This window comes from Kribbella sp. NPDC059898 (assembly GCF_042730855.1).
Classification (GTDB): Bacteria; Actinomycetota; Actinomycetes; order Propionibacteriales; family Kribbellaceae; genus Kribbella.
On record NZ_JBHWKR010000009.1, the window covers coordinates 43,564 to 70,058 of the forward strand.

The 26,495-nt window shown below is 69.1% G+C and carries 27 protein-coding genes and 3 tRNA genes; 21 read left to right on the top strand and 9 right to left on the bottom strand.

Annotated elements, in window-relative coordinates; all coding sequences use genetic code 11:
* The first annotated feature begins 1 nt into the window (after position 1).
* From ACFV9C_RS26355 to ACFV9C_RS26370, 4 genes are read left to right on the top strand one after another with little or no spacing between them, the layout of a single operon-like run.
* Positions 2-1,906 carry an FAD/NAD(P)-binding protein gene (locus ACFV9C_RS26355; protein WP_380197727.1) on the top strand — a complete coding sequence of 635 codons (1,905 nt, stop codon included), beginning with the start codon at positions 2-4 and terminating at the stop codon, positions 1,904-1,906.
* Positions 1,896-2,996, top strand: coding sequence for an LLM class flavin-dependent oxidoreductase (locus ACFV9C_RS26360; protein WP_380197728.1), 1,101 nt, complete (start codon positions 1,896-1,898; stop codon positions 2,994-2,996). The genes ACFV9C_RS26355 and ACFV9C_RS26360 overlap by 11 nt, the downstream gene beginning before the upstream one ends.
* Positions 2,993-3,769, top strand: coding sequence for a DUF1684 domain-containing protein (locus ACFV9C_RS26365; protein WP_380197730.1), 777 nt, complete (start codon positions 2,993-2,995; stop codon positions 3,767-3,769). The genes ACFV9C_RS26360 and ACFV9C_RS26365 overlap by 4 nt, the downstream gene beginning before the upstream one ends.
* Complete coding sequence (locus ACFV9C_RS26370; RefSeq protein WP_380197732.1) at positions 3,766-4,809, top strand: LLM class flavin-dependent oxidoreductase; 1,044 nt, start codon at positions 3,766-3,768, stop codon at positions 4,807-4,809. Before ACFV9C_RS26365 ends, ACFV9C_RS26370 begins: the two co-directional genes overlap by 4 nt.
* Here ACFV9C_RS26370 and ACFV9C_RS26375 read toward each other — a convergent pair.
* Entirely contained in the window at positions 4,806-5,495 is a 690-nt protein-coding gene (locus ACFV9C_RS26375) for a DUF899 family protein (RefSeq protein ID WP_380197734.1), read from the bottom strand. The genes ACFV9C_RS26370 and ACFV9C_RS26375 overlap by 4 nt on opposite strands.
* Positions 5,496-5,628: 133 nt before the next feature.
* Between ACFV9C_RS26375 and ACFV9C_RS26380 the strand changes: the two genes are divergently transcribed.
* The 3 genes from ACFV9C_RS26380 (at position 5,629) to rpmG (ending at position 6,050) form a co-directional block, all read left to right on the top strand.
* Positions 5,629-5,701: transfer RNA gene (locus tag ACFV9C_RS26380), tRNA-Thr, on the top strand.
* Between the two features lie 44 nt (positions 5,702-5,745).
* Positions 5,746-5,819 (top strand) — tRNA-Met (locus ACFV9C_RS26385).
* Between the two features lie 63 nt (positions 5,820-5,882).
* Complete coding sequence (gene rpmG / locus ACFV9C_RS26390; protein ID WP_344191538.1) at positions 5,883-6,050, top strand: 50S ribosomal protein L33; 168 nt, start codon at positions 5,883-5,885, stop codon at positions 6,048-6,050.
* A gap of 151 nt (positions 6,051-6,201) precedes the next feature.
* Here rpmG and ACFV9C_RS26395 read toward each other — a convergent pair whose 3' ends face one another.
* Positions 6,202-6,948 carry a hypothetical protein gene (locus ACFV9C_RS26395; protein WP_380197737.1) on the bottom strand — a complete coding sequence of 249 codons (747 nt, stop codon included), beginning with the start codon at positions 6,946-6,948 and terminating at the stop codon, positions 6,202-6,204.
* Between the two features lie 70 nt (positions 6,949-7,018).
* Between ACFV9C_RS26395 and ACFV9C_RS26400 the strand changes: the two genes are divergently transcribed.
* From ACFV9C_RS26400 to ACFV9C_RS26445, 10 genes are all read left to right on the top strand, one after another.
* Entirely contained in the window at positions 7,019-7,441 is a 423-nt protein-coding gene (locus ACFV9C_RS26400; protein ID WP_380197739.1) for a MaoC family dehydratase N-terminal domain-containing protein, read from the top strand.
* Complete coding sequence (locus tag ACFV9C_RS26405) at positions 7,438-7,842, top strand: MaoC family dehydratase (protein ID WP_380197740.1); 405 nt, start codon at positions 7,438-7,440, stop codon at positions 7,840-7,842. The genes ACFV9C_RS26400 and ACFV9C_RS26405 overlap by 4 nt, the downstream gene beginning before the upstream one ends.
* A complete protein-coding gene (locus ACFV9C_RS26410) occupies positions 7,839-8,864 on the top strand; it encodes a UDP-N-acetylmuramate dehydrogenase (RefSeq protein WP_380197742.1) in 1,026 nt (341 codons plus the stop codon). The genes ACFV9C_RS26405 and ACFV9C_RS26410 overlap by 4 nt, the downstream gene beginning before the upstream one ends.
* Positions 8,865-9,006: 142 nt before the next feature.
* Entirely contained in the window at positions 9,007-9,861 is an 855-nt protein-coding gene (locus ACFV9C_RS26415) for a DUF559 domain-containing protein (RefSeq protein ID WP_380197744.1), read from the top strand.
* Between the two features lie 190 nt (positions 9,862-10,051).
* Entirely contained in the window at positions 10,052-11,311 is a 1,260-nt protein-coding gene (locus tag ACFV9C_RS26420; protein ID WP_380197745.1) for an ABC transporter substrate-binding protein, read from the top strand.
* A complete protein-coding gene (locus ACFV9C_RS26425) occupies positions 11,311-12,243 on the top strand; it encodes a carbohydrate ABC transporter permease (RefSeq protein ID WP_380197747.1) in 933 nt (310 codons plus the stop codon). The genes ACFV9C_RS26420 and ACFV9C_RS26425 overlap by 1 nt, the downstream gene beginning before the upstream one ends.
* Entirely contained in the window at positions 12,236-13,051 is an 816-nt protein-coding gene (locus ACFV9C_RS26430; RefSeq protein WP_380197749.1) for a carbohydrate ABC transporter permease, read from the top strand. Before ACFV9C_RS26425 ends, ACFV9C_RS26430 begins: the two co-directional genes overlap by 8 nt.
* Positions 13,048-13,944 carry a hypothetical protein gene (locus ACFV9C_RS26435; protein ID WP_380197751.1) on the top strand — a complete coding sequence of 299 codons (897 nt, stop codon included), beginning with the start codon at positions 13,048-13,050 and terminating at the stop codon, positions 13,942-13,944. Before ACFV9C_RS26430 ends, ACFV9C_RS26435 begins: the two co-directional genes overlap by 4 nt.
* 10 nt (positions 13,945-13,954) lie before the next feature.
* On the top strand, positions 13,955-14,857 hold the full coding sequence (locus tag ACFV9C_RS26440; protein WP_380197754.1) for a MurR/RpiR family transcriptional regulator: 903 nt from the start codon (positions 13,955-13,957) through the stop codon (positions 14,855-14,857).
* An 11-nt stretch (positions 14,858-14,868) separates the two neighbouring features.
* Positions 14,869-17,079: an FAD-dependent oxidoreductase gene (locus ACFV9C_RS26445; protein ID WP_380197756.1), complete on the top strand. Its 2,211-nt coding sequence runs from the start codon at positions 14,869-14,871 to the stop codon at positions 17,077-17,079.
* Here the strand turns inward: ACFV9C_RS26445 and ACFV9C_RS26450 are convergent.
* From ACFV9C_RS26450 to ACFV9C_RS26460, 3 genes are read right to left on the bottom strand one after another with little or no spacing between them, the layout of a single operon-like run.
* Positions 17,076-17,726, bottom strand: a complete 651-nt coding sequence (locus ACFV9C_RS26450) for a hypothetical protein (protein WP_380197758.1) — start codon at positions 17,724-17,726, stop codon at positions 17,076-17,078. The two genes, ACFV9C_RS26445 and ACFV9C_RS26450, sit on opposite strands and share 4 nt — an antisense overlap.
* Positions 17,723-18,373: a 2'-5' RNA ligase family protein gene (locus ACFV9C_RS26455; protein ID WP_380197760.1), complete on the bottom strand. Its 651-nt coding sequence runs from the start codon at positions 18,371-18,373 to the stop codon at positions 17,723-17,725. Before ACFV9C_RS26455 ends, ACFV9C_RS26450 begins: the two co-directional genes overlap by 4 nt.
* Positions 18,370-19,725 (bottom strand): hypothetical protein, encoded by a 1,356-nt coding sequence (locus tag ACFV9C_RS26460; protein WP_380197762.1) that lies wholly within the window; start codon positions 19,723-19,725, stop codon positions 18,370-18,372. The genes ACFV9C_RS26455 and ACFV9C_RS26460 overlap by 4 nt, the downstream gene beginning before the upstream one ends.
* Positions 19,726-19,990: 265 nt before the next feature.
* Between ACFV9C_RS26460 and ACFV9C_RS26465 the strand changes: the two genes are divergently transcribed.
* The gene (locus ACFV9C_RS26465; protein WP_380197764.1) at positions 19,991-20,494 is read left to right on the top strand and encodes a hypothetical protein; all 504 of its coding nucleotides are present in this window, start codon (positions 19,991-19,993) and stop codon (positions 20,492-20,494) included.
* Positions 20,495-20,522: 28 nt separating this feature from the next.
* Here the strand turns inward: ACFV9C_RS26465 and ACFV9C_RS26470 are convergent, their stop codons facing one another.
* The 4 genes from ACFV9C_RS26470 to ACFV9C_RS26485 all read right to left on the bottom strand — a co-directional run bounded on the left by ACFV9C_RS26470 (position 20,523) and on the right by ACFV9C_RS26485 (position 24,620).
* A complete protein-coding gene (locus tag ACFV9C_RS26470) occupies positions 20,523-21,893 on the bottom strand; it encodes a TrpB-like pyridoxal phosphate-dependent enzyme (RefSeq protein WP_380197766.1) in 1,371 nt (456 codons plus the stop codon).
* A 235-nt stretch (positions 21,894-22,128) separates the two neighbouring features.
* Positions 22,129-22,374, bottom strand: a complete 246-nt coding sequence (locus ACFV9C_RS26475) for a histidine phosphatase family protein (protein ID WP_380197767.1) — start codon at positions 22,372-22,374, stop codon at positions 22,129-22,131.
* Positions 22,341-23,375, bottom strand: a complete 1,035-nt coding sequence (locus ACFV9C_RS26480) for an adenosine deaminase (RefSeq protein WP_380197768.1) — start codon at positions 23,373-23,375, stop codon at positions 22,341-22,343. The genes ACFV9C_RS26475 and ACFV9C_RS26480 overlap by 34 nt, the downstream gene beginning before the upstream one ends.
* A gap of 51 nt (positions 23,376-23,426) precedes the next feature.
* Entirely contained in the window at positions 23,427-24,620 is a 1,194-nt protein-coding gene (locus ACFV9C_RS26485; protein WP_380197770.1) for a pyridoxal phosphate-dependent aminotransferase, read from the bottom strand.
* A 274-nt stretch (positions 24,621-24,894) separates the two neighbouring features.
* Between ACFV9C_RS26485 and ACFV9C_RS26490 the strand changes: the two genes are divergently transcribed.
* The 3 genes from ACFV9C_RS26490 to nusG all read left to right on the top strand — a co-directional run bounded on the left by ACFV9C_RS26490 (position 24,895) and on the right by nusG (position 26,488).
* Positions 24,895-24,967: transfer RNA gene (locus tag ACFV9C_RS26490), tRNA-Trp, on the top strand.
* Between the two features lie 55 nt (positions 24,968-25,022).
* Positions 25,023-25,265, top strand: coding sequence for a preprotein translocase subunit SecE (gene secE / locus ACFV9C_RS26495; protein ID WP_344191576.1), 243 nt, complete (start codon positions 25,023-25,025; stop codon positions 25,263-25,265).
* A gap of 356 nt (positions 25,266-25,621) precedes the next feature.
* Positions 25,622-26,488 carry a transcription termination/antitermination protein NusG gene (nusG, locus tag ACFV9C_RS26500; RefSeq protein ID WP_380198269.1) on the top strand — a complete coding sequence of 289 codons (867 nt, stop codon included), beginning with the start codon at positions 25,622-25,624 and terminating at the stop codon, positions 26,486-26,488.
* The last annotated feature ends 7 nt before the right edge of the window (positions 26,489-26,495 follow it).

Consider the following 26,495-nt stretch of genomic DNA (forward strand, 5'->3'; position numbering starts at 1 on the left):
GATGCGTCCCTGGAAGGAGCCGCCGGCAACCATCGTGTTCGTGGGCGGTGGGCCGCGGACCGTGGGGTTGCTGGAACGGTTCGCGGCGAGCGCGGACGAGTTGCTCGGCGGTCGCGACGTACACCTCCACGTCGTCGACCCGTACCCCGTCGGTGGCGGGCGGATCTGGCGGCGGGAGCAGTCCCGGCTGCTGTGGATGAACTCGATGACGTCCGACGTCACGATCTTCACCGACGAGTCGGTCGAGTGCGAGGGGCCGATCGTGCCGGGGCCGGACCTCGCGACCTGGGTCGCCGGCGAGGGCGCGGTGATCCTCGAGAAGGCCGGACTGGAACCGCCTGGGCCGATGGACTTCCCGCCACGGCTGGTGCAGGCGGAGTACCTGGCGTGGGTGTGGGAGCGCGTCGTCCGCGACCTCCCCGCGACCGTCAGCACGCACCGGGAGCGGGCCGTCGAGATCACCGCGGACCGGCGGGTGATCCTCGAGTCCGGTACCGAGCTCGCGGCCGACGCGGTGGTCCTTGCCCTCGGCTACCTGGATCGGTTGCCGACGGCATCCGAAGCGGCCTGGGCGGCACAGGCCGCGGACGCGGGGCTGACCTACGTTCCGCCCGGGTACACCGCGGACGTCGACCTGGACGGGCTGTGGCCGCAGGCGCCGGTGATCGTGCGCGGGTTCGGTCAGGCGTTCGTCGACCTGATGGTGCTGCTCACCGAGGGCCGCGGCGGCTGGTACGACGAGTGCGACGGGCTGCTCACATACCGCCCGTCCGGCGACGAGCCGATCCTGTACGTCGGCTCGCGGCGGGGCGTCCCGTACCACGCGAAGCTCGGCTACACGGTCGCGGGCACCAAGCCTGTCCCGACGCGGTACCTGACGAAGGAGGCGCTGGGGGACGGGCCGCTCGACTTCGATCGCGACGTACTGCCGTTGATCGAGAAGGAGTTGGCGTACGCCCACTACAAGCAGCTGTTCACCGCTCACCCTGAACGCGTCCGCATGCCCTGGGAAGAGTTTGCGGAGGCTCTGGACAGCTGGACGCCCGTGACAGTCCAGAACGGTTTCGATCCGAGGGACAGCGCAGGTGGGTGGGCTGGGCAGGTTGGCTCGGCTGTGCCGGATCCGGGGGATCGGTTTGTCCGGGGGGCGGTGGATCGGCCGTTGGGCGGGTTGTTCTTCGAGGGGCGGGAGGGGTTTGAGCGGTACCTGGTCGAGCTGATCGAGGGTGATCTGTTGCGGCGGGCGGATCCGTCCTACTCCGCGGATCTGGCTGTCTTCAACGCGCTGCTCAGCATCTACAGCGTGTTGTCGCGGGCGATCACCGACGGGCAGCTGTCGGACGAGGAGCGGGTGCGGAAGGTGGAGAGCGAGTGGCACGGGTTCTTCTCGTTCGTGGCCAGCGGGCCGCCGCCGCGGCGGCTGGAGGAACTGCTCGCGCTGCATCGCGCCGGGATCGTCCGGTTCGCCGGGCCCGACCTGGATGTTGCCATCGACAACGACGAGTTCGTTGCCCGGAGCCCCGGTGTCGCGGGTGAGCTCCGTGCCCGCGCGTTCGTGGAGGCCCGGCTGCCGCGTCCCGACGTACTCGCGGCCGCTGATCCGTTGCTGCGCGGCCTGCTGGACTCCGGCGCACTGGCTGCCGACGAGCTCTTCGCGTCCGACGGCACGAGCCTCGGCGGTGGGCAGCTCAAGGCGGACTCGCGGTCGCGCGCGATCCGGGCCGACGGATCGGTGGACCCGGCGCTGTTCCTGCTCGGCCCCTCGGTGTCCGGCTCGGCCGGATCGTCCGGATTCTCCCGCCCGCACTTCAACGGCCCCGGCTTCCGGCAGAACGACGCCGTGGCGCGGGACCTCCTCAGACTGCTCGCCCCCACCGTACGGAAGGAAGAACGCCATGCCAGTTGAGTTCCTGGGCATCGCCGGCACCAACCCGGCCAGCGAGGTCACGCCGCGGACCGGCGGCCCGCTCGACCTGGAGTACACCTCCAAGCTCGCCCGCGCCCACGAGGACAACGGATGGGACCGGATCCTGTTCGCCTACCACTCCGGCTCGCCCGACCCGGCCCAGGTCGCGGCGTACGTCGCCGGCCGGACCGAGCGGATCAACCTGGTGGTCGCGCACCGGCCGAACGTCGCCTACCCGACGCTGACCGCGAAAACGTTCGCGACCCTGGACCACCTCAGCAACGGCCGGTTCGAGGTGCACGTGATCACCGGCGGCTCGACCGCGGACCAGGCGGCCGAGGGCGACTACCTGGCGAAGGACGACCGGTACGGACGGACCCGCGAGTTCATCCAGATCCTCAAGCAGGCGTGGACCTCGGACGAACGCTTCGACTTCGACGGAAAGCACTACCGGTTCGAGAACTTCCTGGCCGACATCAAGCCGCTGCAGCAGCCGCGACCGCGGATCTCCTTCGGCGGATCGTCCCCGGCCGCGTACGCCGTCGGCGCCACCGAGGCGGACATCTTCGCGCTCTGGGGCGAACCGCTGGCCGGGACCCGCGAACAGCTCGCGACCATCGACGCGGCAGCCGCCGCGGCGGGCCGGGCGGACCGGCCGACGCTCCAGATCGCGTTCCGGCCGATCATCGCGCCGACCGAGGAACTCGCCTGGGAGAAGGCGGAGAACATTCTCGGCCGGATCAAGCAGGCGCAGGCCGGCGGCGTTCCGGCGAGTACCCGGCTACGCTCGAAGACGCCGGAGAACGCCGGATCGCAGCGGCTGCTGAAGGCCGTCGCGGCCGGCGAACGGCACGACCGGGCGCTCTGGACCGCACCGACCGGGCTGACCGGTGGCGGCGGAAACTCCACCGCACTCGTCGGAACACCGGAAACAGTCGCCGCGGCACTGCTCGACTACTACGACCTCGGGATCCGGATCTTCTCGGCCCGCGGCTACGACATCTACGACGACGCGATCGACTTCGGCCGGCATGTCATCCCGCTGGTCCGGTCCGAGGTCGCCCACCGCGAGCAGAGGAAAGCGTCATGACTGTTGTTTCCGACCTGGAGCAGGACTGGCACACCTGGCATGCCGCCCGCGAGCGCGACCTGGACACCGACTACGGCTGGCTGTCGATCGTCGCCTTCGATTGGCTCCCGCCGGCACCGACGGCGATCGACGGCCTGCCCGGACGGTGGTGGGCCGCCGGGCAGGCGTACGCTGCGGCCGCCGGCGAGCTCACCCTCGCCGGCGAGCCGGTCCACGGAACGGTGTCCGCAACCGTCCCGGAAGCCGGTTCGCTCAGCTGGCTGCAGTACGGCGATCGGCTCGCGGAACTCGTCCTCCGAGGTGGCCGGTACGCCGTCCGCCAACGGGACCCGCACGCTGCCACGCGACAGGGCTTCAGCGGCGTACCGGCGTACGAGCTGGACGACGCGTGGGTCGTCACCGGGTACTTCAGCCCGTACTCGAAGGCGCAGCGGGTGGAGGTGTCGACCGCGCGCGACGACCTGCGGCAGCACATCACCGCCGTCGGCACGGTGCACGTCGCGCTCGGCGGTACGGCGTACGAGCTGGTCGCGACGTCCGCGGGCGACGACCGGCTGAACGTGTCGTTCCACGACAAGACGAACGGCGAGGAGACCGCGCCGTGGCGGTTCGTCACGACCGGGCCGGTGCGCCCGGACGGGTCGGTGCGGATCGACTTCAACCGGACGATCAACCTGCCGTTCGCGTTCACGGCGTACGGGACCTGTCCGGCGCCGGTGCCGGGGAACCGGCTCGCGCTTCCGGTGACCGCCGGTGAGAAGAAGGTCAGATGAAGTTCTGTACGTACACGCTGATCGACAACTCGCCCGACCCGATCAGCGGTGTCCAGCTCTCACCGGCCGAGCGGTTCCAGCACGTGGTCCGGCAGGCGCAGTGGGCCGAGGAGCTGGGCTTCGACGGGTACGGCGTCGGGGAGCGGCACGCGCAGCGGTTCATCTCCTCGTCGCCGCCGGTCGTCCTGTCCTACATCGCCGCTGTCACGTCGCGGATCCGGCTACTGACCACGGTGACTGTGCTGTCCCTGCTGGACCCGGTGCGGGTGGCCGAGGACTACGCGACGCTCGACCAGCTGTCCGGCGGACGGCTCGACCTCATCATCGGGAAGGGCAACGACCCGGACCAGAACGCGCTGTTCGGGTACGAGCTCGACGGGCAGTGGGACCGCAACCGGGAGAAGTACGAGCTGCTCCGTCGGCTGCTGCGGGAGACCGGCGTCACGTGGTCCGGGCAATACCGCCCGGCACTGACGGACGCGACCACGCAGCCGCGGCCGTACCGGGCGGACGGGATCCCGTTGTGGCACGGGTCCGCGTCGTCCACCGAGTCGACCGAGCTGGCCGCGAAGTGGGGCGATCCGCTGTTCTCCGCGAACGGGTTCCATCCGCTGGCGAAGTACGCCGGGCTGATCCGGCACTACCGGGAACGCTGGGAGGCGTACGGGCGGGACCCGGCGGACGCCGTGGTCGGCGCCGGGTTCAACGGGCTGTACGTGCAGAAGACCTCGCAGCAGGCGGTCGACGGGTACCGGCCGATCTTCGACGCGTTCATGGACTCGCCTGGCGCCCGGCACAACCAGCTGCCGTTCCGGACGCTGGAGGAGTTCCTCGAGGGCGGGTCGGTGCTGGTCGGGTCGCCGGAACAGGTGATCGACAAGTTCGGCAGGTACCAGGAGAGTTTCGGGCACGAGCTCTCCGGGATTTCCCTGGAGGTCCCCGGACTCCCGGCGGACGAGAACCGGGAGTCCGTTGAGACCTTCGTCACGGAGGTCCTGCCGACACTGCGCTCGACGTACCCCAGTCGCGTCTGGGTTTAGCCGTACGTCGGCTCCTGCGGCCAGCCTTCGGGGGAGTCCTCCCAGTCCTCCTGGCGGCCGTACGGAGCCAGGTCGCTGACGAGGGTGCTGAACAGCAGCCGGTCGACGCCGCGCTGGCCGGTCGAGTACGTCCGGTAGACGGTGTCGCCGTCGCGGAAGAACAGGTTCAGCAGGAACCCGCCGCCCGCGCCGCAGTCCGCGGAGAACGTCGTACCGGCCGAGGACGCGAACGGGACGTGCTCCCAGCCCATCTCCTTCCAGTACCCGGCCATCTGGTCGAGCGGCATGTCGGACACCGTCGCCCACGCGATGTCGTTGCGGGCCAGGCCGGCGAGGTTGGTGACGTTCTTGGTGAAGTACGTGCAGCCGCCGCAGAACGCGTCCGGACCGGCGTTCATGAACTGGTAGAGCGCGAGCTGCCGGCGGTCGCCGAAGAGCTCGCGGAGCGTGACCGGGCCGTCCGGTCCCGCGAAGGTGTACTCGCCGAACTCCACCATCGGCAGCCGCCGGCGCTGGGCCGCCAGGCGGTCCTCGGCGCGGGTGGCCTCCTTCTCGGCAACCAGCAGCTCGGCGCGGGCCCGCTCCCACTCCGCGGCCGGTACGACCGGGGCATCGCTGTCTCGGACATCGTTGTTCCTTTCGTAGGTCCTGCCCTGATGACGAAGCGGGTCCCGGGTTCTCGACATCGGATCCGGAAAATGGTCAGAAGCACTACTGCGGACCCGGTATGCTTTCCGGGACGGACTGAGGGGCCTGCAAGGCGCTCCTGACCCGATTTCACATCGGGCCGGGAGACCGTGTAATCTCTCTCCTCGGCCCGCCCCTTTAGCTCAGTCGGCAGAGCGTCTCCATGGTAAGGAGAAGGTCTACGGTTCGATTCCGTAAAGGGGCTCTGAGAACGGCATCCCATCTCCGGACGGGATGCTGAACTCATGCGGCGGGGTAGCTCAGGTGGTTAGAGCACACGGCTCATAATCGTGGTGTCGCGGGTTCGACTCCCGCCCCCGCTACCGACGCAGTATCTCGAGAGTGCGATCACCCAAGTTGCGTACTCATGACCCGAAGAGGCAGCAGTGGCCAAGTCGACCGACATTCGCCCGAAGATCACCCTGGCGTGCACGGTGTGCAAGGAGCGGAACTACATCACCAAGAAGAACCGGCGCAACGACCCGGATCGTCTTGAGCTGAAGAAGTACTGCCCGCGCTGCAACGACCACACGGACCACCGCGAGACCCGCTGATCTCAGGTCTCCCTGCAAGCCGCTCCGCTGGTCGGGGCGGCTTTGTGTTGTGGTCGGGGAAGAGCAGGGTGGTGGGCTGCCACCGCGAGACCCGCTGATCCAGGTCTTTCCCACAAGCCGCTCCGGATGTTCGGAGCGGCTTTGGTGTGTTTCAGACGCTCAGGATTGGGCGGCCGGCTTCGTAGGCGGTCCGGCGTTCGGGTCTGGGGGTGAGGCAGCAGGAGCCGCAGAGGGTGCCGTTGCCGGACTCGCTCGTGTAGTAGAGGCAGCACGTGTTGCGGAGGTAGACGAGCTTCCCGGCCGCCACCTCCACGTCACCCAGGTGAGCCAGCCCGCCGGGCGCCTTCGCCGCGAACGTCTGCCAGCGCTCGAGCAGGTACGCCGGTTCCAGCGCCACCTCCTCCCGCGTCGCGGCGCAGAATCCCATCGCGCACCCGGCCGCGACCCCGCCGTACACCTGCCGCAACCCCGCCCGCGTCCGCCGGTGCAGCTCGTCGGCCAGCGGGAGCAGATGCTGTCGCAGTACGACGTCGTACAGCGTCTCCAGCCCGCCCGGCAGGAAGTCCGCCGACCGGATCGCGACGGCGGCGATCCCGTGGCCGTCGTGCGGCCGGACCCACAGGTTCCGCGGGCGGATGTCCAGGACGTGCCCCTCCAGCGCCCACAGCAGCAGCGCGACCGCCGGCGCGCGCCCGGCGTAGAACGACATCATGCTGAGCGCGTTCGCATGCGCCGTACGGTGGCAACTGGCCTCGTCGTCGCGCTTGAGCAGCTCGGTCAGCTCGGGGCCGCCGGGCTCCAGGATCCGGTCCACCCGCAGCCAGTCGGAGCCCGCCGGCCCGCCGATCTCCACCCGGTACCGAGGCGCATACTCCGCCAGCGCCGCCACAGCCGTCACGATCAACCTTCCGTCCGGAATCATAGGCGGCGGAAACCCGCGCCACAGTCTGCCAGTAAGGTTTGCGGATATGACGATCGACGCCACGATGGTCGGCCGGAGCTACGCGGCCGCCGAGTCCTACCAGGTCGGCCGGGAGAAGATCCGGGAGTTCGCCGACGCGATCGGTGACGGTAACCCGGCGTACCGGGGCGATGACGCGATCGCGCCGCCGACGTTCGCGTTCGTGATCGGCAGCCGCGCGCTCGAGGCACTGCTGAACGACGAGGAGCTCGGCCTGCGGCTCGACCGGATCGTGCACGGCGCGCAGAAGTTCAGCTACACCCGCCCGATCAAGGCCGGCGACGAGATCGCCGCGACCGCCACCATCACCACCGTCCGCAAGGCCGGTCCCGTCGAGGTGATCATGTACGAGACCGCGCTGACCACCGTCGACGGCGAGCCGATCGCCACGTCGGCGTCGACCCTCTCGCACAACCGGGCGGACGCATGACGATCGAGGTCGGTACGGAACTGCCCCCGCTGACGGTCACGCTGCGCCGCGAGGACCTCGTCCGGTACGCCGGGGCCAGCGGGGACTTCAACCCGATCCACTGGAACGACCGGATGGCCGCCGCGCTCGGGCTGCCCGGCGTGATCGCGCACGGGATGCTCACGATGGCGTCCGCGGTCCGCGTCGTCACGGACTGGATCGCGGACCCGGCGGACCTGGTCGAGTACGGCGTGCGGTTCACGAAGCCGGTCGTTGTACCGGACGACGACAAGGGCGCGACCGTGACGTTCGCCGCGAAGGTGGACAAGGTTGCGGACGGTCTCGCCGAGATCGACATCACCGCGCTCGCCGGCGAGGAGAAGGTGCTCGGGCGCGCCAGGGCGGTCGTGCGGGTCCGGTGAACACACACGTGCCGCTGGCCGAGTACACCACGCTGCGGATCGGCGGGCCGGCCGACAAGTTCGTCGAGGTCACGACCGAGGCGGACCTGATCGCCGCGGTCCGGGACGCCGACGCGGCCGGGGAACCGGTGCTGCTGCTGTCCGGCGGAAGCAACGTGCTGATCGGGGACGACGGGTTCCGCGGGACCGTGGTGAAGGTCGCGACGGCCGGGATCCGGGTCGACGCGGACGCCTGCTCCGGCGCGATGGTGCACGTCGCGGCCGGCGAGGACTGGGACGGCGTGGTCCAGCGGGCGATCGCGGAGGAGTGGAGCGGGCTCGAGTCGATGTCCGGGATCCCCGGGCTGGCCGGGTCGACGCCGGTGCAGAACGTCGGCGCGTACGGGCACGAGGTCGCCGAGACGGTCGCGTCGGTGCGGGTCTGGGACCGCGTCGACGGCAAGGTACGGACGATCTTCGCGGCGGACTGCGGGTTCGCATACCGGAACTCCCGGTTCAAGGCGGACCCTTCGCGGTACGTCGTACTCGAGGTCGCGTTCCAGCTGCGGCTGGGCGACCTGTCGGCGCCCGTCGGGTACGCCGAGCTGGCCCGGGTGCTCGACGTGGAGCCGGGGTCGCGGGCGCCGATGACCGAGGTCCGCGAGGCCGTCCTCGGCCTGCGCCGCAGCAAGGGCATGGTGCTGGACCCGGCCGACCACGACACGTGGAGCGCGGGCTCGTTCTTCACCAACCCGATCCTCGACACCCCCGCCGAGGTCCCCGCGGGCGCGCCGCAGTGGCCGCAGCCCGACGGCCGCGTGAAGACCAGCGCCGCCTGGCTGATCGAACACGCCGGCGTCTCGAAGGGCTTCACGATCGGCAACGCGGCTGTCTCCAGCAAGCACACCCTGGCCCTCACCAACCGAGGCCAAGCCACCGCCAAGGAACTCCTCACCCTGGCCACCCACGTCCGCACCCAGGTCCAGCAGTCCTTCAACATCACCCTGGTCAACGAACCGGTCCTGGTGAACTGCTCGCTCTAGCGACAGGAGGTAGTGCCGGCCGGGTCGGTCAACGACGGTCGCCTGAGCGTGCGAGGCCATGGTCGACGGGACTACCTCCTGTCGTTAGCGGCCCTGTGGATAGTTTTCAGCGCGAATCCGGCGGATCCCCCAAGATCGATGGATGCCCGACGTCGCCGAAATCCTGGCCCGGCTCGGCGGCGTTGCGACTGCCGCCGAGCTGCTGAGGGTCGTCTCGCCTGGAGTTCTCAAGGCGGCCGTGCAGCAGGGCGAGGTCGAGCGACTCTCCCGAGGCGTATACGGGCTGTCGATTCTCGGGCCGGACCGACTCGCCGCGATCGCCTACGACGGCGTCATCTCGTACACCAGTGCGGCAGCTGCCTGGGGACTGCCACTCCTCGTGAGGCCGGAGAAGCCACATGTCACCGTCCCGGCGCACCGGAGACCTCGACCGGGCAGACCCGCCGAGCTGCACTGGGCCGCAGTGACTCCGGCGGAACGCGCTGTTCGCCTGACCTGCCCACTCCGGACCGTGCTCGACTGCTCCCGGATCCTCCCGTTCGGCGAGGCTCTCGCGGTCGCCGATGCCGCGTTGGCCAAGGGCGGGCTGGCGGCGGACGAACTCCGAGCGGGCGCACAGGCGATGCGTGGCCCGGGCCGCCCGAACGCGGTGCGGGTCGCGGCTGAAGCCTGCACCGGGGCGGACAGCTTTCTCGAGTCGATGCTGCGGAGCCTGCTGATCAGCGCCGGTGTCGAGGGCTTCGAACCGCAGGTCGTAGTGTCAGCCGGTGGCATCTCCGTCCGTGTGGATCTCGGTCACCGGACGGCCCGGATCGCGCTCGAAGCCGAGGGCTACGAGTTTCATGGATCGGCAGCCAAGTTCGCCGCCGACTGCCGGCGGTACGACGACCTGGTCGCCGCGGGGTGGCTGGTGCTGCGGTTCACCTATCAGCAGGTGATCGGGGATCCGGCGTGGGTTGTTGAGACCGTCCGCAAGGCGCTTAACGACAGGAGGTAGTCGGCTGACGGGCCACTATCGGCCGCCGAGTAGCCCTTGGACCGCACCACCTCCTGTCGTTCGCGGTCCCTGAAAAAGATTTGCATCAGGGGTGGTCAGCGGCTCGCAGGGCGGCTAATCTTTTGCGCAATCTGGGTGGAGGTGAGTTGTGAGGCGCAAAAGATTTTCTCGGCGGGAGGTTCTGGCCGGGGTGGGTGCGGGGCTGGCGGCCGCGGTGGTGCCGGGGTGTTCCGGTGCTGACGGCGGGCGGTCGGGGGCGTTGCAGGTGTGGGGCGGCGTACCGGCGGCGTCCGGTCCGGCCGACGTGGTGAAGGCGTTCCAGCAGAAGTTTCCGCAGTACAAGGTGGAGTACACGCGGTTCGTGAACGACGACCGCGGCAACCTGAAGCTCGACACCGCGCTCCAGGGTGGTGTCGACATCGACGTCTACTTCACCTACTCGCAGGGCGCGATGGCGCTGCGGGCCGGGTCCGGGCTGGCGGCGGACCTGACCGACCGGGTGCAGGCGGACCCGGAGCTCCAGGTGTTCCTGGACACCGAGAAGCCGCGGTCGTACATCGACAACGGCCGGGTGAAGGCGCTCGCCACCGCACGTGAGCCGTTCTTCGTACTGTTCAACGAGAAGCTCCGCGAGCAGGCGGGCGTCGAACTGCCGCACGCGTGGACGATCGACGAGTTCCGCGCGACCGCTCGCAAGCTGACCACGGACAAGACGGTCGGCGTCTACACGGTGCCGGACGTCGCCCGGATCGCCCTCGGCCCGAACTACTGGTACGCCGGCGACCGCTCGAACTTCGGCGACCCGCACTTCGAGCAGGGCTTCCGGCTCGGCCGCGAGATGATCGCCGACGGTACGGCGTTCCCGTGGACCGAGGTGCTGTCCCGGCACCTCGACGCGTACCAGCAGAACGCGTTCCTCGGCGAGGAGTTCCACCTCTGGTCGACCGCGCCGTTCAACCTGCGGTACCTGTACGACGCGAAGAAGTACCCGCACGACTTCAAGGTCGCGTTCGCGCCGTCGCCGACGGTGGACGGCAAGGACTGGAACGGCGGCTCGTTCAGCAACTTCATCATGATCAACCCGAGGTCGCCGAAGTTCGAGGCGGCCTGGGCGTTCGTGAAGTTCTGGCTGACCGAGGGCGCGACGCCGATGCTCAAGGGCGGCAAGATGCCTGCGCTCGGCAACGTCACCGACGACCAGATCGTGTCCGGGATGCTCGGCAAGGAACCTGAGAAGTACTTCGACCTGGACTCCTTCCGCCGGGTCGTGCTGACGTCGGACCCGAAGCTCGCGACCGACACCCGGCTGACCGGGTTCCCGGAGATCACGCTCGCGGTCAAGCAGCAGCGCGACCTGTGGTGGCTCGGCGAGAAGGACCCGGGCGCCGCGATCCGTGAGGTACGGCGGCTCGCCGACGCCGCGATCGCCCGGAACGAGAGGAGGCCCTGATGGCCACCGCCACGCTGGTCACGGCCGGTACGAAAACACTGTCCGAAAGGGGTCGCGGGATCCGCCCGTCCGGTTGGACAGGGTTCCTGTTCATCGCCCCGAACCTGCTCGGCGTCGTCGCGTTCACCTTGATCCCGCTGATCAGCGTCGTCGTACTCGCGTTCACCGACTGGAACCTGGTCTCCGGCCTCGGCGGGATCACGTTCAACGGCCTCGACAACTTCGTCGCGATCGCCCGGGACCCCGGGTTCTGGCACGCGATCGGGCTGACCTTGGTGTACGTCGTGGTGTCCGTCCCGCTGACGGTGATCCTCGGCCTCGGTCTCGGGATCGCGCTGAACCGGCCGCTTCCGGGTCGCGCCGTACTGCGGGCGATCTTCTTCCTGCCGTACATCGTGAACCTGGTCGCGGTCGGCATGACCTGGCTGATGCTGATGAACCCGAAGGCAGGCCTGGTCAACCAGGTGCTGGACGTGTTCGGGATCCGGCCGGGCTGGTTCGCGTCCTCGCACTGGGCGCTGCCGGCGCTGATCGTGATGGCGATCTGGGGCGGCGTCGGGTACTGCTCGCTGATCTACCTGTCCGCGCTGCAGGACGCACCACGGCAGCTGTACGAGGCGGCCGACATCGACGGCGCGTCGGCGTGGGCGAAGTTCCGCGTGATTACCTGGCCGTCGTTGCTACCGACAACGATCTTCCTGCTGGTCACGCTGATCATCGGGGCGTCCCAGGGATTCGGCCTGATCGCACTGATCACCGCGGGCGGTCCGGGCGACGCGACCACCACGATCTCGTACTACATGTACCAGACCGGCTTCCAGTTCTACCGGTTCGGCTACGCGTCGGCGATCGGCCTGGTGACCTTCGTCGGCGTACTCGTACTGACCTTGTTGACCTGGCGGGCGCAGCGAGGAAGGGCCCTCAATGAGTAAGAAGTGGTGGTGGGGGATCCCGCTGTGGATCCTGGCGCTGGCGTTCCTGGCGCCGTTCGCGTGGATGATCTCGACCGCGCTCAAGCCGGACGTGGACGCGTACAAGATCCCGATGCAGTGGATCCCGCATCCGTTCCAGTGGGACAACTTCACCACGGTGCTGACCGGGGCGACCTCGGTACTCCCGGCGTTCGGCCGCTCGGTCTTCGTCGCCGTACTGCGGGTCGCGGGCGAGCTGATCACCGCGACGATGGCGGGCTACGCGTTCGCGCGGATGTCGTTCAAGGGGCGGGACAAGCTGTTCCTGCTGTATCTGGCGACCGCGATCATCCCGGCGCAGCTGCTGCTGGTGCCGCGGTTTATCTACTTCCAGAAGCTCGGGTTGTACGACACGTTGTGGGCGCTGATCCTGCCCGGAATGTTCACCGTGCTCGGTACCTTCCTGATGCGGCAGTTCTTCGTCAGCCAGCCGGCCGAGTTCGCCGAGGCGGCCCGGATGGACGGCGCGAACGAGTGGCGGGTGTTCACCCGGATCTACTTGCCGTTGGCAACACCGGTGATGAGTGCGCTCGGCATCCTCGCGTTCGTCTGGTCCTGGAACGACTACGAGACGCCGCTGGTGCTGATCAGCAACCCGGACCGGTACACGCTGCCGCTCAGCCTGACCAACTTCGTCGACGAGCAGGGTCAGATCGCGCCGGGACTGACGATGGCCGCCTCGGTGATCTCGATCGTGCCGGTACTGCTCGTGTTCGTCGTCCTGCAACGGCGGTTCATCGCCGCCATGACCCATACAGGAATCAAATGAATGTCTCCGGCGTCTTTCCGCATCTTGCCCAGGTAGGCGACTTCGGCCCGCCGCGCAGCGAGCTCGGCATCGGTTCGCTGATGCCGTGGAACGGGAAGCTCTACGTCCAGAACTACAACTCCCACAAGGCCTCGTCGGGCGCCGGCGTCAGCCTGCGCCGGATCGACGCGGACCTGTCGATGGAAGTCGTCGCGGAGACGCTCGGCGTGGACGGGACGTACACGAACCGGTTCGTGCACTTCCCGACCTCGCGGCTGGTGCTCGGGCCGCACGTGATCACCGCGGACCACAAGATCGTCACGATCCCGGAGCTGCTGCCGCTCCGGGTCTGCGGTACGTCGCGGCACCTGACGAAGCCGGACACCCACGTCTACGTACTCGCGATGGAGGGGGAGCTGTTCGAGCTCGACGTCACGACGTACGAATGCACGCAGCTCTTCGACCTGAACGGCGACTTCTGCTCGTGGCGCGGGATGTTGGTGGCGGGAGCGGACAACGCGTCGCCGAGCCATGGTCTGAACCCGACGACGGCCGAGCCTCAGTCGGGGTTGTGGTTCGGGAAGACCGACGACCTGTGGAGCTTCGGGAAGCCGGCCGGGTGGGGCGGGCCGTGGTGGGAGACGGCGGTTGCGGCCGGCGTTCCGTCCGATCCGTACCTGATGACCGGCTTCGACGGGAAGTGTCTGCACCTGGAGAACTTCGGCTCGGAGCCTTTGCGGATCACGGTGGAGATCGACTTCCACGGGCACGGGCGGTTCGGTGCGGTGGAGACGCTGACAGTCGAACCGGGGCAGCTCCGGACGCATGTGTTCCCGCCGGGATTCAGCGCGCACTGGGTGCGGGTGGTCAGCGACACCGATGGTGTGGCGAGTGCGCAGTTCGTCTATACGTGACGATTACGGGATGGCAGACATGGAGAGAGCCGGTAGTCCTAGTCCGTTGCAGCTGGTCAAGCGGGCCCTGCCCGAGCTGCACGGGGCGATGCAGCGGGTCGCCGAACACATCCTGGCGAACCCGGACGACGTCGCGCGCGGCTCGATCACCAAGCTGGCCGAGGCCGCGCAGACCTCGGCCGCGACCGTGACCCGGCTGTCCACCCACCTCGGGTACGCCGGTTATCCCGCGCTCCGGGCCGCGCTCGCGATGGAGGTCGGGCGCGGCCTGGAGGCGGGGTGGGCCAGCGACATCGGGCTCGCGATCGGCCCGGCCGACCCGCCCGAGCAGGTGCTCAACGTACTGGCGTCCACCCAGGCGAACGCGCTCCGGAACGCGCTGGCCGCGATCGACCTGGCCGCCGCGACCCGGGTCGCGGACGCGATCGCGGGCGCCCGCCGTACCCACATCTACGGCGAGTGGGGCGACGCGATCCCGGCCCGCGAGCTGTACATCCGGCTGCTCCGGATCGGCATCCCGGTGTGGTTCTTCGACGGCCCGAGCTCGTCGCAGATCGGCGCCGGGCTGCTCGGCGAGGGCGATGTCGCGCTGACCGTGAGCCGCTCCGGGCTGGACCCGACCACGCTGGCGTTCGTCCAGCGGGCGAAGGCCGAGGGCGCGCTGACGGTCGCGATCACCGGCGTCGTCGACTCGCCGATCGGGCGGGTCACCGACGTTGTCCTGGACACCGGGACGCTGAACGGCACCGCGTGGACCGAGTTCTTCGCCGGGCGGGCGAGCGACGTACTGACCGCCGGGCTGCTGTTCGTGCTGGTGGCGCAGCGCGTGCCGGACCACCTCACCGCCAACCACCCGAACGGCCTGGGACAACCGGTCGTGCACCCGGACGTCTTCGTCCAACCAGACTCCTGAAAGGTTTGTGCATGCAGCAGCTCGAGGTCCAGTCCGATCTGACCGTCGTCGGCGGCGGGCTCGCCGGGATCTGCGCGGCGATCGGCGCCGCGCGGCAGGGCAGCACCGTGGCGCTGGTCCAGAACCGGCCGGTGCTCGGCGGCAACTCGTCCAGCGAGGTGCGGGTGTGGGTGTGCGGGGCGACCGCGCACGGCACCCAGAGCTTCGCGCGGGAGACCGGCATCATGGGCGAGCTGTTCGTCGAGAACCAGTTCCGCAACCCGCTCGGAAACCCGTACTACTGGGATCTCGTGCTGCTGGAAGCGGTTCGGGCGGAACCGCGCATCACGCTGTTCCTGAACACCGACGTACGTTCGGTCGAGGCCGAGGACGACGAGATCCGGTCGGTGACCGGCTGGCAGCTGGGGTCCGAGAAGGAGATCCGGTTCGTCAGCCCGGTGTTCGTGGACTGCTCCGGCGACGGGCTGGTCGGTCTGCTCGCCGGCGCCGAGTTCCGCACCGGGCGCGAGCCGCGATCGGAGTACGACGAGTCGTGGGCTCCCGACGTACCGGACTCGAACACGCTCGGCAGCACGATCCTGTTCTACTCGAAGGACGCGGGCGAGCCGGTGCGGTTCGTACCGCCGTCGTTCGCGAAGGACGTGACGGAAACGGCGATTCCGGAACGCCGGGTGATCCGGACCGACCTGAACGGCTGCGCGTTCTGGTGGATCGAGTGGGGCGGCGAACTGGACGTCGTCGACGACAACGAGGCGATCCGGGACGAGCTGCAGGCCGTGGTGTACGGGATCTGGGACTACATCAAGAACAGCGGCAATTTCGACGCCGGCAACCTGACCCTCGAGTGGATCGGATCGGTGCCCGGAAAACGCGAGTACCGGCGTTTTCTCGGCGATCATGTGCTGACCCAGCATGACGTTCTCGAACAGCGTGAGTTCGACGACCGGGTCGCGTTCGGCGGCTGGTCGATCGACCTGCACCCGGCCGGCGGCGTGTACGCGTCGGAGCGCGGCTCGAAGCACTGGTTCTCGGACGGCGCGTACCACATCCCGTTGCGGTCGCTGTACTCGCGGAACGTGCGGAACCTGTGGATGGCTGGGCGGAACATCAGCGCGAGCCACGTCGCGTTCGGGACCACGCGGGTGATGGCGACCTGCGCCGTACTCGGCGAGGCCGCCGGGATCGGCGCAGCCGTTGCCCTACGCAACGGTCTGACGCCGCGCGAGCTGGCGCACGACCGGTTCGGTCTGCTGCGGACCGCGCTGACCCGCGCCGACGCGTCGGTCCTCGGCGTCATCGACGACGACCCGGCGAACCTCGCGCTGTCCGCCACCGTCACCGCGTCGTCCACGCTCACCAGACCGGCGCTCGAGGTCTCGTCCGGCACGCTGCCGCTGACCACCGACGTCGGCATGGTGCTCCCGGTCGACCCGGCGCTGGACGGTTTCGAACTGCTCGTCGACTCGAACGGCGGCTCACTCACCGTCGAACTGCACGACCCGGTGAAACCGCAGAACTACCTGCCCGCCCGGCTCGTCGACTCCTGCACCGTCGACCTCCCGGCCGGCGAGAAACGCTGGATCCGGATCCCGCTGACCTGGCGCCCGGCCCAGCCGTCGAACGCTTTCGTAGTATTCCGGAAAACGCCGGACGTCTCCGTCCACACTGCGGCGACCGCCCTTCCCGGCACCGTGCACTTCGCGCACCGCGACCCCGCCCCGGACGAGCAGTGGACCGAACAGTTCCGCGCCTGGAAGCACATCCTCCCGCGCACCGGCCTGTGCCTCCGCCTCGGCGACACCACGGCGTACGCGCCCGAAAAGGTCCTGGGCGGCTACGCCCGCCCGTACGGCGGCCCGAACCTGTGGTCCTCCGAAGACCTGGCCTGGGACCCCACCCCCTGGCTCGAACTCACCTGGCCCGAACCGGTCGAACTCTCCGGAATCGTGGTGATCCTCGACGCCGACGTCCAAGAGGACCTGATCAACCTCCACCACCACCGTACCCCCTTCGAGTCCCTCCCGACCCTCCTAGCCGCGTACACCCTGGAGGTTCGCAACGGCCCCGGCCCCTACCAACCGATAGCCCACATCACCGACAACCACCACCGCACCCAACACCACCCCCTCCCAACCCCCACCCAAGCCACCCACCTCCGCCTAACCACCCACAAAACCAACGGCACCCCCAGAGCCCACGTGGTCTCGATCCGCGCGTACTAATAGCGCCAGTCGAGCTCGTGCTCGAGCATCCAGCGGATCAAGGGTTCCGCGGCGCTCCGGGTCTTGGCGGCCCCGGTGAGCAGGTCCGCGAGGACCTGCGACGGTGCTGCGAGCCGGAGCCCCGTCTCGGTCTTGCGGGTGCGGGTGTAGACGAGGCCGGTCGGAGTCTCGGCGATGACGATGGTCCTCTTCCTGGATGGGATGAGGTCCCACTCGGTGGCCGCGAGGTGCACGTCCGGTGTGTAGATGACAGGCGGTCCGGCTGGGGTCTCCGGCGCCCAGCGCTGTGCGGCCAGTGCGCCGGTGACCGCATGGCGCACCTCCGTGGCGGGGATGCGGTCCAGCAGATCCTGCGAGCGGTTCCTGCTGCGCCAATAGGTCAGGCTGGTCTGGCGGTTGAAGCGGAAGTCCTGGTTCCAGCGCCGCAGCAGCGGGAGCCAGCTGGGGACGGAGACGACGCCGGGGGCTTGGCGGTCGGCGAGGGATTCCTGGTCGAGTTGGGCGATTACTGCTCGGACCTCGGAGGCCTCTACGCCGGTGGTGGAGACGAGGTCGTGGGTTGTCCACAGGCTGCGGAAGTCGAGCAGGGCGCGGATGACCAAGGCCGCGCTGTCTCCGGACAACGGAGGTGGAGAGGACGTGCTCATGACTGGGCTCCTGTGTCGCCTGCTCGGGCTCTGAGGCCGAGTGGCACAGTGGCTCGAACGGTCCAGACGTACCGCTGGTCTTCTTGACGGAGCTCGAGCAAGCTGACGTCGGTCAGTTGGGTCGCGGCAATCTCGCCGCCGGCCGCGTCCATATGCCGTCGGATAGGCCCGGCAGGAGCCGGTTTGTTCCAGTAGCCCAACGAGATGTGGGGCTGGAGCTCAGGTAGTTGCGGAACCGAGTCGGTTCCCCAGATGTCGTTGATCGACGAGCGAAGGTGAGCCTGGAGCCGGCGTAGCCGATTCGCCGGTGTGACCGGCAGTTGCAGGCTTTCGGCGTCGACGATGGCCGGCTCGATGCCGATCTCGAAAGGCTGGACGTGGTCGAGCCGGCGGCGGGTGGCCGTGACGATCAGTTCGAGGTCGGACTCCGGAACACGATCGGCGAAACCGATCCCTTGCATCGTCAGGTGCAAGAGCTCTGCCGGGACCAGAGAGATTCCAGTGAGCGATCGGAGCGACTGCTGGTACGCCGCCTGCAGGCCGAGCAGCGCCGGGTCGTCGGGGAAGATGACGTGCCAGGTGTAGAAGGACCGCCCGGGACGCCAGTTCGGGTGCGAGCTCCAGTGATCCCGTACGTCGTCGCTCATCTCTGGTTCCCTCTCGTACGTAGTTCCAGGTCGTCTTGCCGAGCGGTCGCCGGGCGGCCGGGAAGTCCCGGCTGCTGGGTGAACTCCACGATCCGGTCCCGCAGCAGGCGCCCCTTCGGGCTGCGTGCGTACGGCCCGGTGAGGACTGCCACCTCCGCGAGTCGCTGGAGCAAGGGACGGACCCGGTACTCCGGCGGCAGTTGCAGAACCGGCTCGGCTGCCTCCACTGCGCCGTCGAGCTCGCCCAGGAGGAGGCGGGCCTTCGCCTGCTGGAGACGGGCCATGCGTTCGGAGCCGAGGTTGCGCAGCGCGTACGGCGCCAGCTCGAACTGGGCGACGCTGTGGTCGGCGTGGTTCGCGGTGCGCTGGGCCTCCCCGAGGGCGAGATAGGTGTCCGCCCAGAAACCTTCGGCGCGCTCCGGCGTACACAGCAGGACACCGCCGGGCTCGGACTCCGCCGTACGGACGTTCAGCGTCTGGGCGATGTTGAGGAGCTCGCGGGCCTTGTCCGGGCGGTCCGCACGCGCGAGGTCGACGGACGCCGCACTGGCGAGGAACAGCCGCGCCGTACCGGCCGCGTAGCGCAGACCGTCCTGGGCGTACTCGGCGGCCCGGGCGAAATCGTCCTGCCAGAAGGCCGCGGTGTGCTGGGTCGCGCGGATCCAGCCCCGGAGTACGTCGTGGTCCGCTGCCTCGGCACACGCCCACGCCGTCCGGGTGTGGCTCTCGGCGATGTCGGGCCGCCCGAGATCGACCGACATCCAGGCGAGCAGCGTGATCGCCCAGCCGGCGGCCGAGTACAGGTCGCGGGACTGGCGGGGCGACTGGTTGCCGGCCAGCAGCGTGAACGTCCGGTCGCGGATCGCCCGGCTCTTGGCGAACAGGTGCCGGGTCGGCGTGCGGAGGTACGACTGGGCGATCCGCTCGATGTCGGCCTGAAGCTGCTCGACGGTGAGCTCGCCGACGTTGGACTCCTCGGCGTACGACAACAGGGTGATCGACTCGTCGCCCGCGTTGACCACCTCGTCGTCGTGACCGAGCATCGACGGCGGCGTCTGCTCGGGTTCGAACGTCGAGACACCGGCCGGTGGGAAGAAGCCCAGTTCGTTGTCGGCGGCAACACGAAGGACGTGCCGGAGGCCGGAACGGTACGCCGCGCCCGGCCAGCGAACGGCGCCGCGTTCGAGCTTGGCGATGTAGTGGCCGTCGAGTTCGTACCTGACGTCGGTCGTCTCCCACAGCCAGCTGCAGATGGCGTCGGCGAGTTCGCCGCGGGACAGGTGTTCGCCCGGTGCGCGGAGTGACGGAGTGCGCTCGCGCGCTGCCCGTAACAAGTCGTTGGGCTCTGGCATGGCGGTAACTGTAAGGCGCCGAACACCCTCTGCGACCAGGAAAACGGGCGTTGTGGATGATCTGCCCCGGTATGCCCCGAGATGCCCCGAATCCCAGGGAAAAAAGGGGTTTCTGGGCGATCTGATGTGGAGATCGTGGGCGGGGTTGTTGGTTTGGTGGTGGGTCGCGGTCGTGTTGACGCTTGCGGAGCGTGTTCGGGACGGGGCATCGCGGGGCAGATAGGGGAAGCCCCTCGGGTCGCGGGCCTGTGGCTAGAGTTGGCGGGTGCCTGAGGAAGCGGTAACCACGTTGCACGCCGAGCTGGCGCGGTTCGGGCGGGTGGAGGAAGGCTTCGCGCTGCTCGAGGTCTTCCTCGAGATGGCGCGGGAGCGGTTGGGGGCCGTGGTGCTGGATCCGGTGGGGCTGCGGATGCCGGCGGAGTTGACCGATGACCGGGCGGTCGTGCAGCAGCTGATCGACGACATCGAGCGGGAACCGGTGGGGAAGGGGCGCGTGGTCGAGCGCGGGTACGACCTGGAGGACGAGCAGGCGCGGTGGGACTACGTCCGGCTCGCGTACAGCTCCCACCAGGCGACGGTGTGGAGTCGTCGGCAGCGGACGACGTACTTCGAGGTGACCGGGCAGGAGCGGGCGACGTACTGGCTGCCGGACAGTCTGAAGGCGGAGTACTTCGACGCGTTGAGCGGGCGTGGGTGGGCGATCCCGGAGGACTGGCTGGCCGCGGTGGCCAAGCGGCCCAAGCCTTGGTGGAAGCGCGGGGGCCGCTGACCACCTACCAGCAGGAGATCGCGGGCGGTCAGCTGAGGGCGGGCAGCTTTGTGAGGGCGGCGGCGACGGCGGATTGGATGTCGGCGTCTTCCCAGGTGCGGTCGACGATCGAGTTGGACAGGTAGGCGTCGTACGCGGCAAGGTCGAGGTGGCCGTGGCCGCAGAGGGCGGTGAGGATGACCTTTTCCTCGCCGGACTCCTTGCAAAGCAGGGCTTCCTCGACGGCGGCGGCGAGGGCGTGGGTGGGCTCGGGGGCCGGGACGATGCCTTCGGTACGGGCGAACTGGACGCCGGCGGCGAAGCACTCGGACTGTGGCTTGGCGACGGCTTCGATTTCGCCGGTCTCGTAGAGGTGGCTGATCAGCGGGCTCATGCCGTGGTACCGCAGGCCGCCGGCGTGGATCGGGTCCGGGACGAAGTCGTGGCCGAGCGTGTGCATCTTCATCAGCGGCGTCATCCCGATCGTGTCGCCGAAGTCGTACGCGTAGGTGCCCTGGGTCAGCGACGGGCAGGCGGCCGGCTCGACGGCGCGCAGCACCGGGGACATCCGGCCGGCCCACTTCTCCCGCAGGAACGGGAACGCCAGGCCGCCGAAGTTCGACCCGCCGCCGGTGCAGCCGACAATCAGGTCCGGGGTCTCGCCGACCATCGCGAGCTGGATCAATGCCTCCTCGCCGATGATTGTCTGGTGCAGGAGGACGTGGTTCAGCACCGAGCCGAGCGCGTAGTGCACCTCGGGATCCTGGACCGCGGCCTCGACCGCCTCGCTGATCGCGATGCCGAGCGAGCCGGGGGACTCCGGGTCGGCGGCGAGGATCTTCCGCCCGGCCTCGGTCAGCTCGGACGGGCTCGGGTGCACGGTCGCGCCGAAGACCTGCATCATCGTCCGCCGGTACGGCTTCTGGTCGTACGACGCGCGCACCTGCCAGACCTCGCAGTCCAGCCCGAACTGCGCGCAGGCGAACGCGAGCGCCGTACCCCACTGGCCCGCGCCGGTCTCGGTGGTGAGCTTCCGGACGCCGGACTTGGCGTTGTAGTACGCCTGGGGGACTGCTGTGTTCGGCTTGTGCGATCCGGCCGGTGAGACGCCTTCGTACTTGTAGTAGATGTGCGCCGGGGTGTCGAGGGCCTTCTCCAGTCGGTGCGCGCGGTAGAGCGGGCTGGGCCGCCACAGGCGGTAGACGTCGAGCACCTCGCCGGGAATGTCGACGTACTGCTCCTGGGAGACCTCTTGCAGGATCAGGTCCATCGGGAACAGCGGGGCAAGGTCGTCGGGCCCGATCGGCTGGCCCGTCCCCGGGTGCAGCACCGGCGGCGGAGGCGTCGGCAGGTCGTGAAGAACGTTGTACCAACGCGTCGGCAGCTCGTCCTCTGGCAGCAGAATCTTCGTCGGCGTCATGTACGCAAAGTTATGCCCGCACCTGCGCCCTCACAATGACCTGAACCGGAACTCACCCAGCACTCAACCGGACCACGTCAGCCGCTCCGCCACACCGCCCGGCTGGACGCGATACACCACGTCTGACGGTTGCCGGGTCCCGAGGGCGTCGGGTACGCCGAGCCGTCGCAGCAGCATCCGGCCGATCATCTCGTGCGAGACGAGCAACGGCCGCCGTACGCCGCTCTCCTCGATCTCAGCAACCGCTCGCCCGACGCGGACCTCGCCGTCGTCGATGCGCGCGACCGAGCGGGCTGGTGAAGGCGGCGTCGATGTTCTCGCGGGTCAGGAGTCGGCCATTTCGGCGGGCCTGCTCGAGGCCGAGGGCGGTGAGCGGCGAGTCGAGGCGGCCCTGGCGGCGGCCGGCGACGTTCCACTCGGTCTGGCCGTGTCGCGCCAGGTAGGTCGTCAGACCGGCACCGCTGCCGGGGCGCCCAGCCATTCGTCTATTTCGGTCAGGAGGGAGTCTTGGGTTTCGGGTGGGGCGGTGGAGGCGAGGACGGAGGAGCGGGCCAGGTCGGCGAGCTCGGGGTCGGTGAAGGCGTGGACGGTGCGGGCGGTTTCGTACTGTTCGGCGAGGCGGGAGCCGAAGAGGAGGGGGTCGTCGGCGCCGAGGGCGATGCGGGCGCCGGCTTCGTAGAGGTGGCGGAGGGGGACGTCTTCGGGGCGGCGGTAGACGCCTAGGGAGACGTTCGAGGCGGGGCAGACCTCGAGGGCGATCTGGGCGTCGACGAGCCGTTTGAGCAGGTCGGGGTCCTCGACCGAGCGCACGCCGTGGCCGATCCGGCCGGCGCCGAGTTCGTCGAGGCAGGTGCGGACGGTGGCCGGGCCGCAGAGTTCGCCGCCGTGCGGGGCCGCCAGCAGGCCGGCGTTGCGGGCGATCCGGAAGGCCGGCTCGAACTCGGACGTCGTGCCGCGGCGCTCGTCGTTCGACAGGCCGAAGCCGACCACGCCGCGGCCGATGTACTGCGTCGCCAGACGGGCCAGCGTACGGGCGTCCAGCGGGTGCCGGGTGCGGTTCGCGGCGATGATCACCTGGACGTCGATACCGGTCGACGCCGACGCGTCCCGGGCGGCGTCCAGGACCAGGTCGGTGAACTCGGTGATGCCGTGGAAGCGGCTCGCGTACCCGGACGGGTCGACCTGGATCTCCAGCCACCGCGAGCCGTCGGCCCGGTCGTCCTCGGCCGCCTCGCGGACCAGGCGGCGTACGTCGTCCTCCGTGCGCAGCACCGAGCGCGCGATGTCGTACAGCCGCTGGAACCGGAACCAGCCGCGCTCGTCGGCCGCCGACAGCTGCGGCGGCCAGTCGGTGCGCAGCGCGTCCGGCAGCCGGACACCGTGCTTGTCCGCCAGCTCGACCAGCGTCAGATGCCGCATCGAGCCGGAGAAGTGCAGATGCAGGTGCGTCTTGGGCAGCACCCGCAGATCCCGCTGCGTCATCACAGAAGGTTACCGATGCACAGCGCCGAGAGAGAAATCGGTGAGCACATCTCAGCCCAGCAGCTTGGCGATCCGGGTGAGTCCTTCGGCGAGGTCGTCGTCGCCGAGGGCGTACGACAGGCGCAGGTACCCCGGTGCGCCGAACGCCTCGCCCGGCACGACCGCGACCTCCACCTCGTCCAGGATCAGGTCCGCGAGCTCCGCCGACGACGTGGGCGTCCGGCCGGCGATCTCCTTGCCGAGGACGCCCTTGACCGACGGGTACGCGTAGAACGCGCCGGTCGGCTCGGGGCACTCGATGCCGGGGATCTCGTTGAGCATCCGGACCATGGTCCGGCGCCGCCGGTCGAATGCGACCTTCATCTCGTCGACCGCGGTCAGGTCGCCGGACACGGCCGCGAGCGCGGCCTGCTGGGCGATGTTGCAGACGTTCGAGGTCTGGTGCGACTGCAGGTTGGTCGCGGCCTTGACGACGTCCTTCGGCCCGATCAGCCATCCGACCCGCCAGCCGGTCATCGCGTACGTCTTCGCGACGCCGTTCAGTACGACGGTCTTGTCCGCCAGCTCCGGTACGGCGACCGGGATCGACGTCGCGCGGGTGTCGCCGTACGTCAGGTGCTCGTAGATCTCGTCGGTGATCACCCACAGGTCGTGCTCGAGCGCCCAGCGGCCGATCGCCTCGACGGCCTCCGGGCTGTCGACGGCGCCGGTCGGGTTCGACGGCGAGCAGAACAGCAGCGCCTTCGTCCGCGGGGTCCGGGCCGCCTCGAGCTGCTCGACCGTGACGCAGTAGTTCTGCGACTCATCGGCGAGCACCTCGACCGGTACGCCGCCGGCCAGCCGGATCGCCTCCGGGTACGTCGTCCAGTACGGCGCCGGCAGCAGCACCTCGTCGCCCGGGTCGAGCAGCGTCGCGAACGCGTTGTACACCGCGTGCTTGCCGCCGTTCGTGACCAGGACCTGGGAGGCCTCGATCTCGTATCCGGAGTCGCGCTTGGTCTTGTCCGCGATCGCCTGCTTGAGCTCCGGCAGGCCGCCGGCCGGGCTGTACCGGTGGTTCTTCGGGTCCCTGGCGGCCGCGACCGCCGCCTCGACGATGTAGTCCGGCGTCGGGAAGTCCGGCTCGCCGGCGCCGAACCCGATCACCGGGCGCCCGGCCGCCTTGAGCGCCTTCGCCTTGCTGTCCACCGCCAGCGTCGCCGATTCACTGATGGCGCCGATCCGCGCCGAGATCCTGGAACCCATACACCCATCCTGGCAGCACCGCTCGCCAGGTCCCACCGGTATCCACCAGGTGAGGCGGACGTCCGGGAACGCGCGGGGGGTGTGGTCCGTTGGGGGGACGTGGAGGCTGTATGGTTCTCATCGCGGTGCGGCGCCCGGGTCCGGGGTCGTGCGGGTGAGGGCCTCAGTTCGACCACGTGGCTCAGACCCCGTACACTTCTCTAGTCCGGGCGTTGATGGCCCTGATCCGGCATGCCCGAGATCAGGTCCCACGCGGCGTCCGGATGGATTGCAGAGGGCACTAGCTCAACTGGCAGAGCATCGGTCTCCAAAACCGAAGGTTGGGGGTTCAAGTCCCTCGTGCCCTGCAAATCCTGACCGGCGCAGGGCCGGTCAGGCCGCCGCTAGCGAAAGAGGTAGGTCGTGACGGAGACGCGCACCCCGGCACCGTCCGGCGCCGGCAAGCCCGCGGAGGGCAAGCAGGGCAGGGGCCTGCTGCGCTTCTACCGGCAGGTGGTCGCCGAGCTCCGCAAGGTGGTCTGGCCCACTCGCAAGCAGCTGTCCACCTACTTCGTGGTCGTCCTGACCTTCGTGGTGTTCGTCATCGCGATCGTCTCGGTCCTCGACCTCGCCTTCGGCTGGGCGATGTTCAAGGTCTTCGGCTGAGGAACGCCGGCCAACGACCAACTGTAGGTCCCGGGCGACCGGCCCGACCTGAAACAGACAAGACCCCCGATGCACAGATGACGGAGTACGACGTGTCCGAGCGCGACGACGAGGTCCTCGACTACGAGGGCGAGTTCGACGTATCCGACTCCGACGACCTCGATCTCGACTTCGACGAGACCGCCACCGACGACGACCTGTTCGGTGACGATGACGACGATGACGACGACCCGTTCGCCGGCCTCGACGACGAGGACGAGAGCGACAACGACGACGAGACCGACGACGAGTACTCCGCCGACGACGAGGCGGAGACGCCGAAGCCGGACCCGGACACGTCCGACGACGAGCCGGTCGTGGTGGTCCCGGCGGCCGACGAGGCCGAGGTCGCCGAGGTGGTGACCGCGGCGGACGTCGAGGACGCCGAGGAGGAGCTCGCCGACGAGACGGCGGAGACCGCGCCGCTGACCACCGCCGAGCCGGCCGCCGCGCCGGACGAGGTGGTCTTCTCGAGCGCCGGTGTCACGGACGACGACACCGATGACGACGACGAGACCGACGACGACGAGACCGAGGTCGTGGCGGCGGAGCCCGCCGAGCCGGTCGACCCGCTCGAGGAGCTGCGCACCCGGCTGCGGTCGCAGTTCGGCGACTGGTACGTCGTGCACACGTACTCAGGGATGGAGAACCGGGTCAAGGGCAACCTGGAGAACCGGATCAACTCCCTGAACATGGAGGACTACATCTTCGAGATCATCGTGCCGACCGAGGAGGTCGCCGAGATCAAGAACGGGCAGCGCCGGATGGTGAAGCGCACGGTGCTGCCGGGCTACGTGCTGGTCCGGATGGACCTGACCGACGAGTCCTGGTCGACCGTGCGGCACACGCCGTCGGTGACCGGCTTCGTCGGGAACAGCCAGAAGCCGGTCCCGCTCAGCCTCGAAGAGGTGGAGAAGATGCTCGCTCCGGCCGTCGTGGCGGCGGCCGAGGCGGCGGCAGCCGAAGCCGGTGCCGCACCCACCAAGACCGCGGCCAAGAAGAAGGTCGAGGTTGCCGACTTCGGTGTCGGTGACTCGGTCATGGTGGTCGACGGGCCGTTCGCGACCCTGCACGCCACAGTCACGGAGATCAACGCCGAGGCCCAGCGGATCAAGGCCCTGGTTGAGATCTTCGGCCGGGAGACCCCGGTGGAACTCAGCTTCAACCAGATCCAGAAAGTCTAAGGACCCG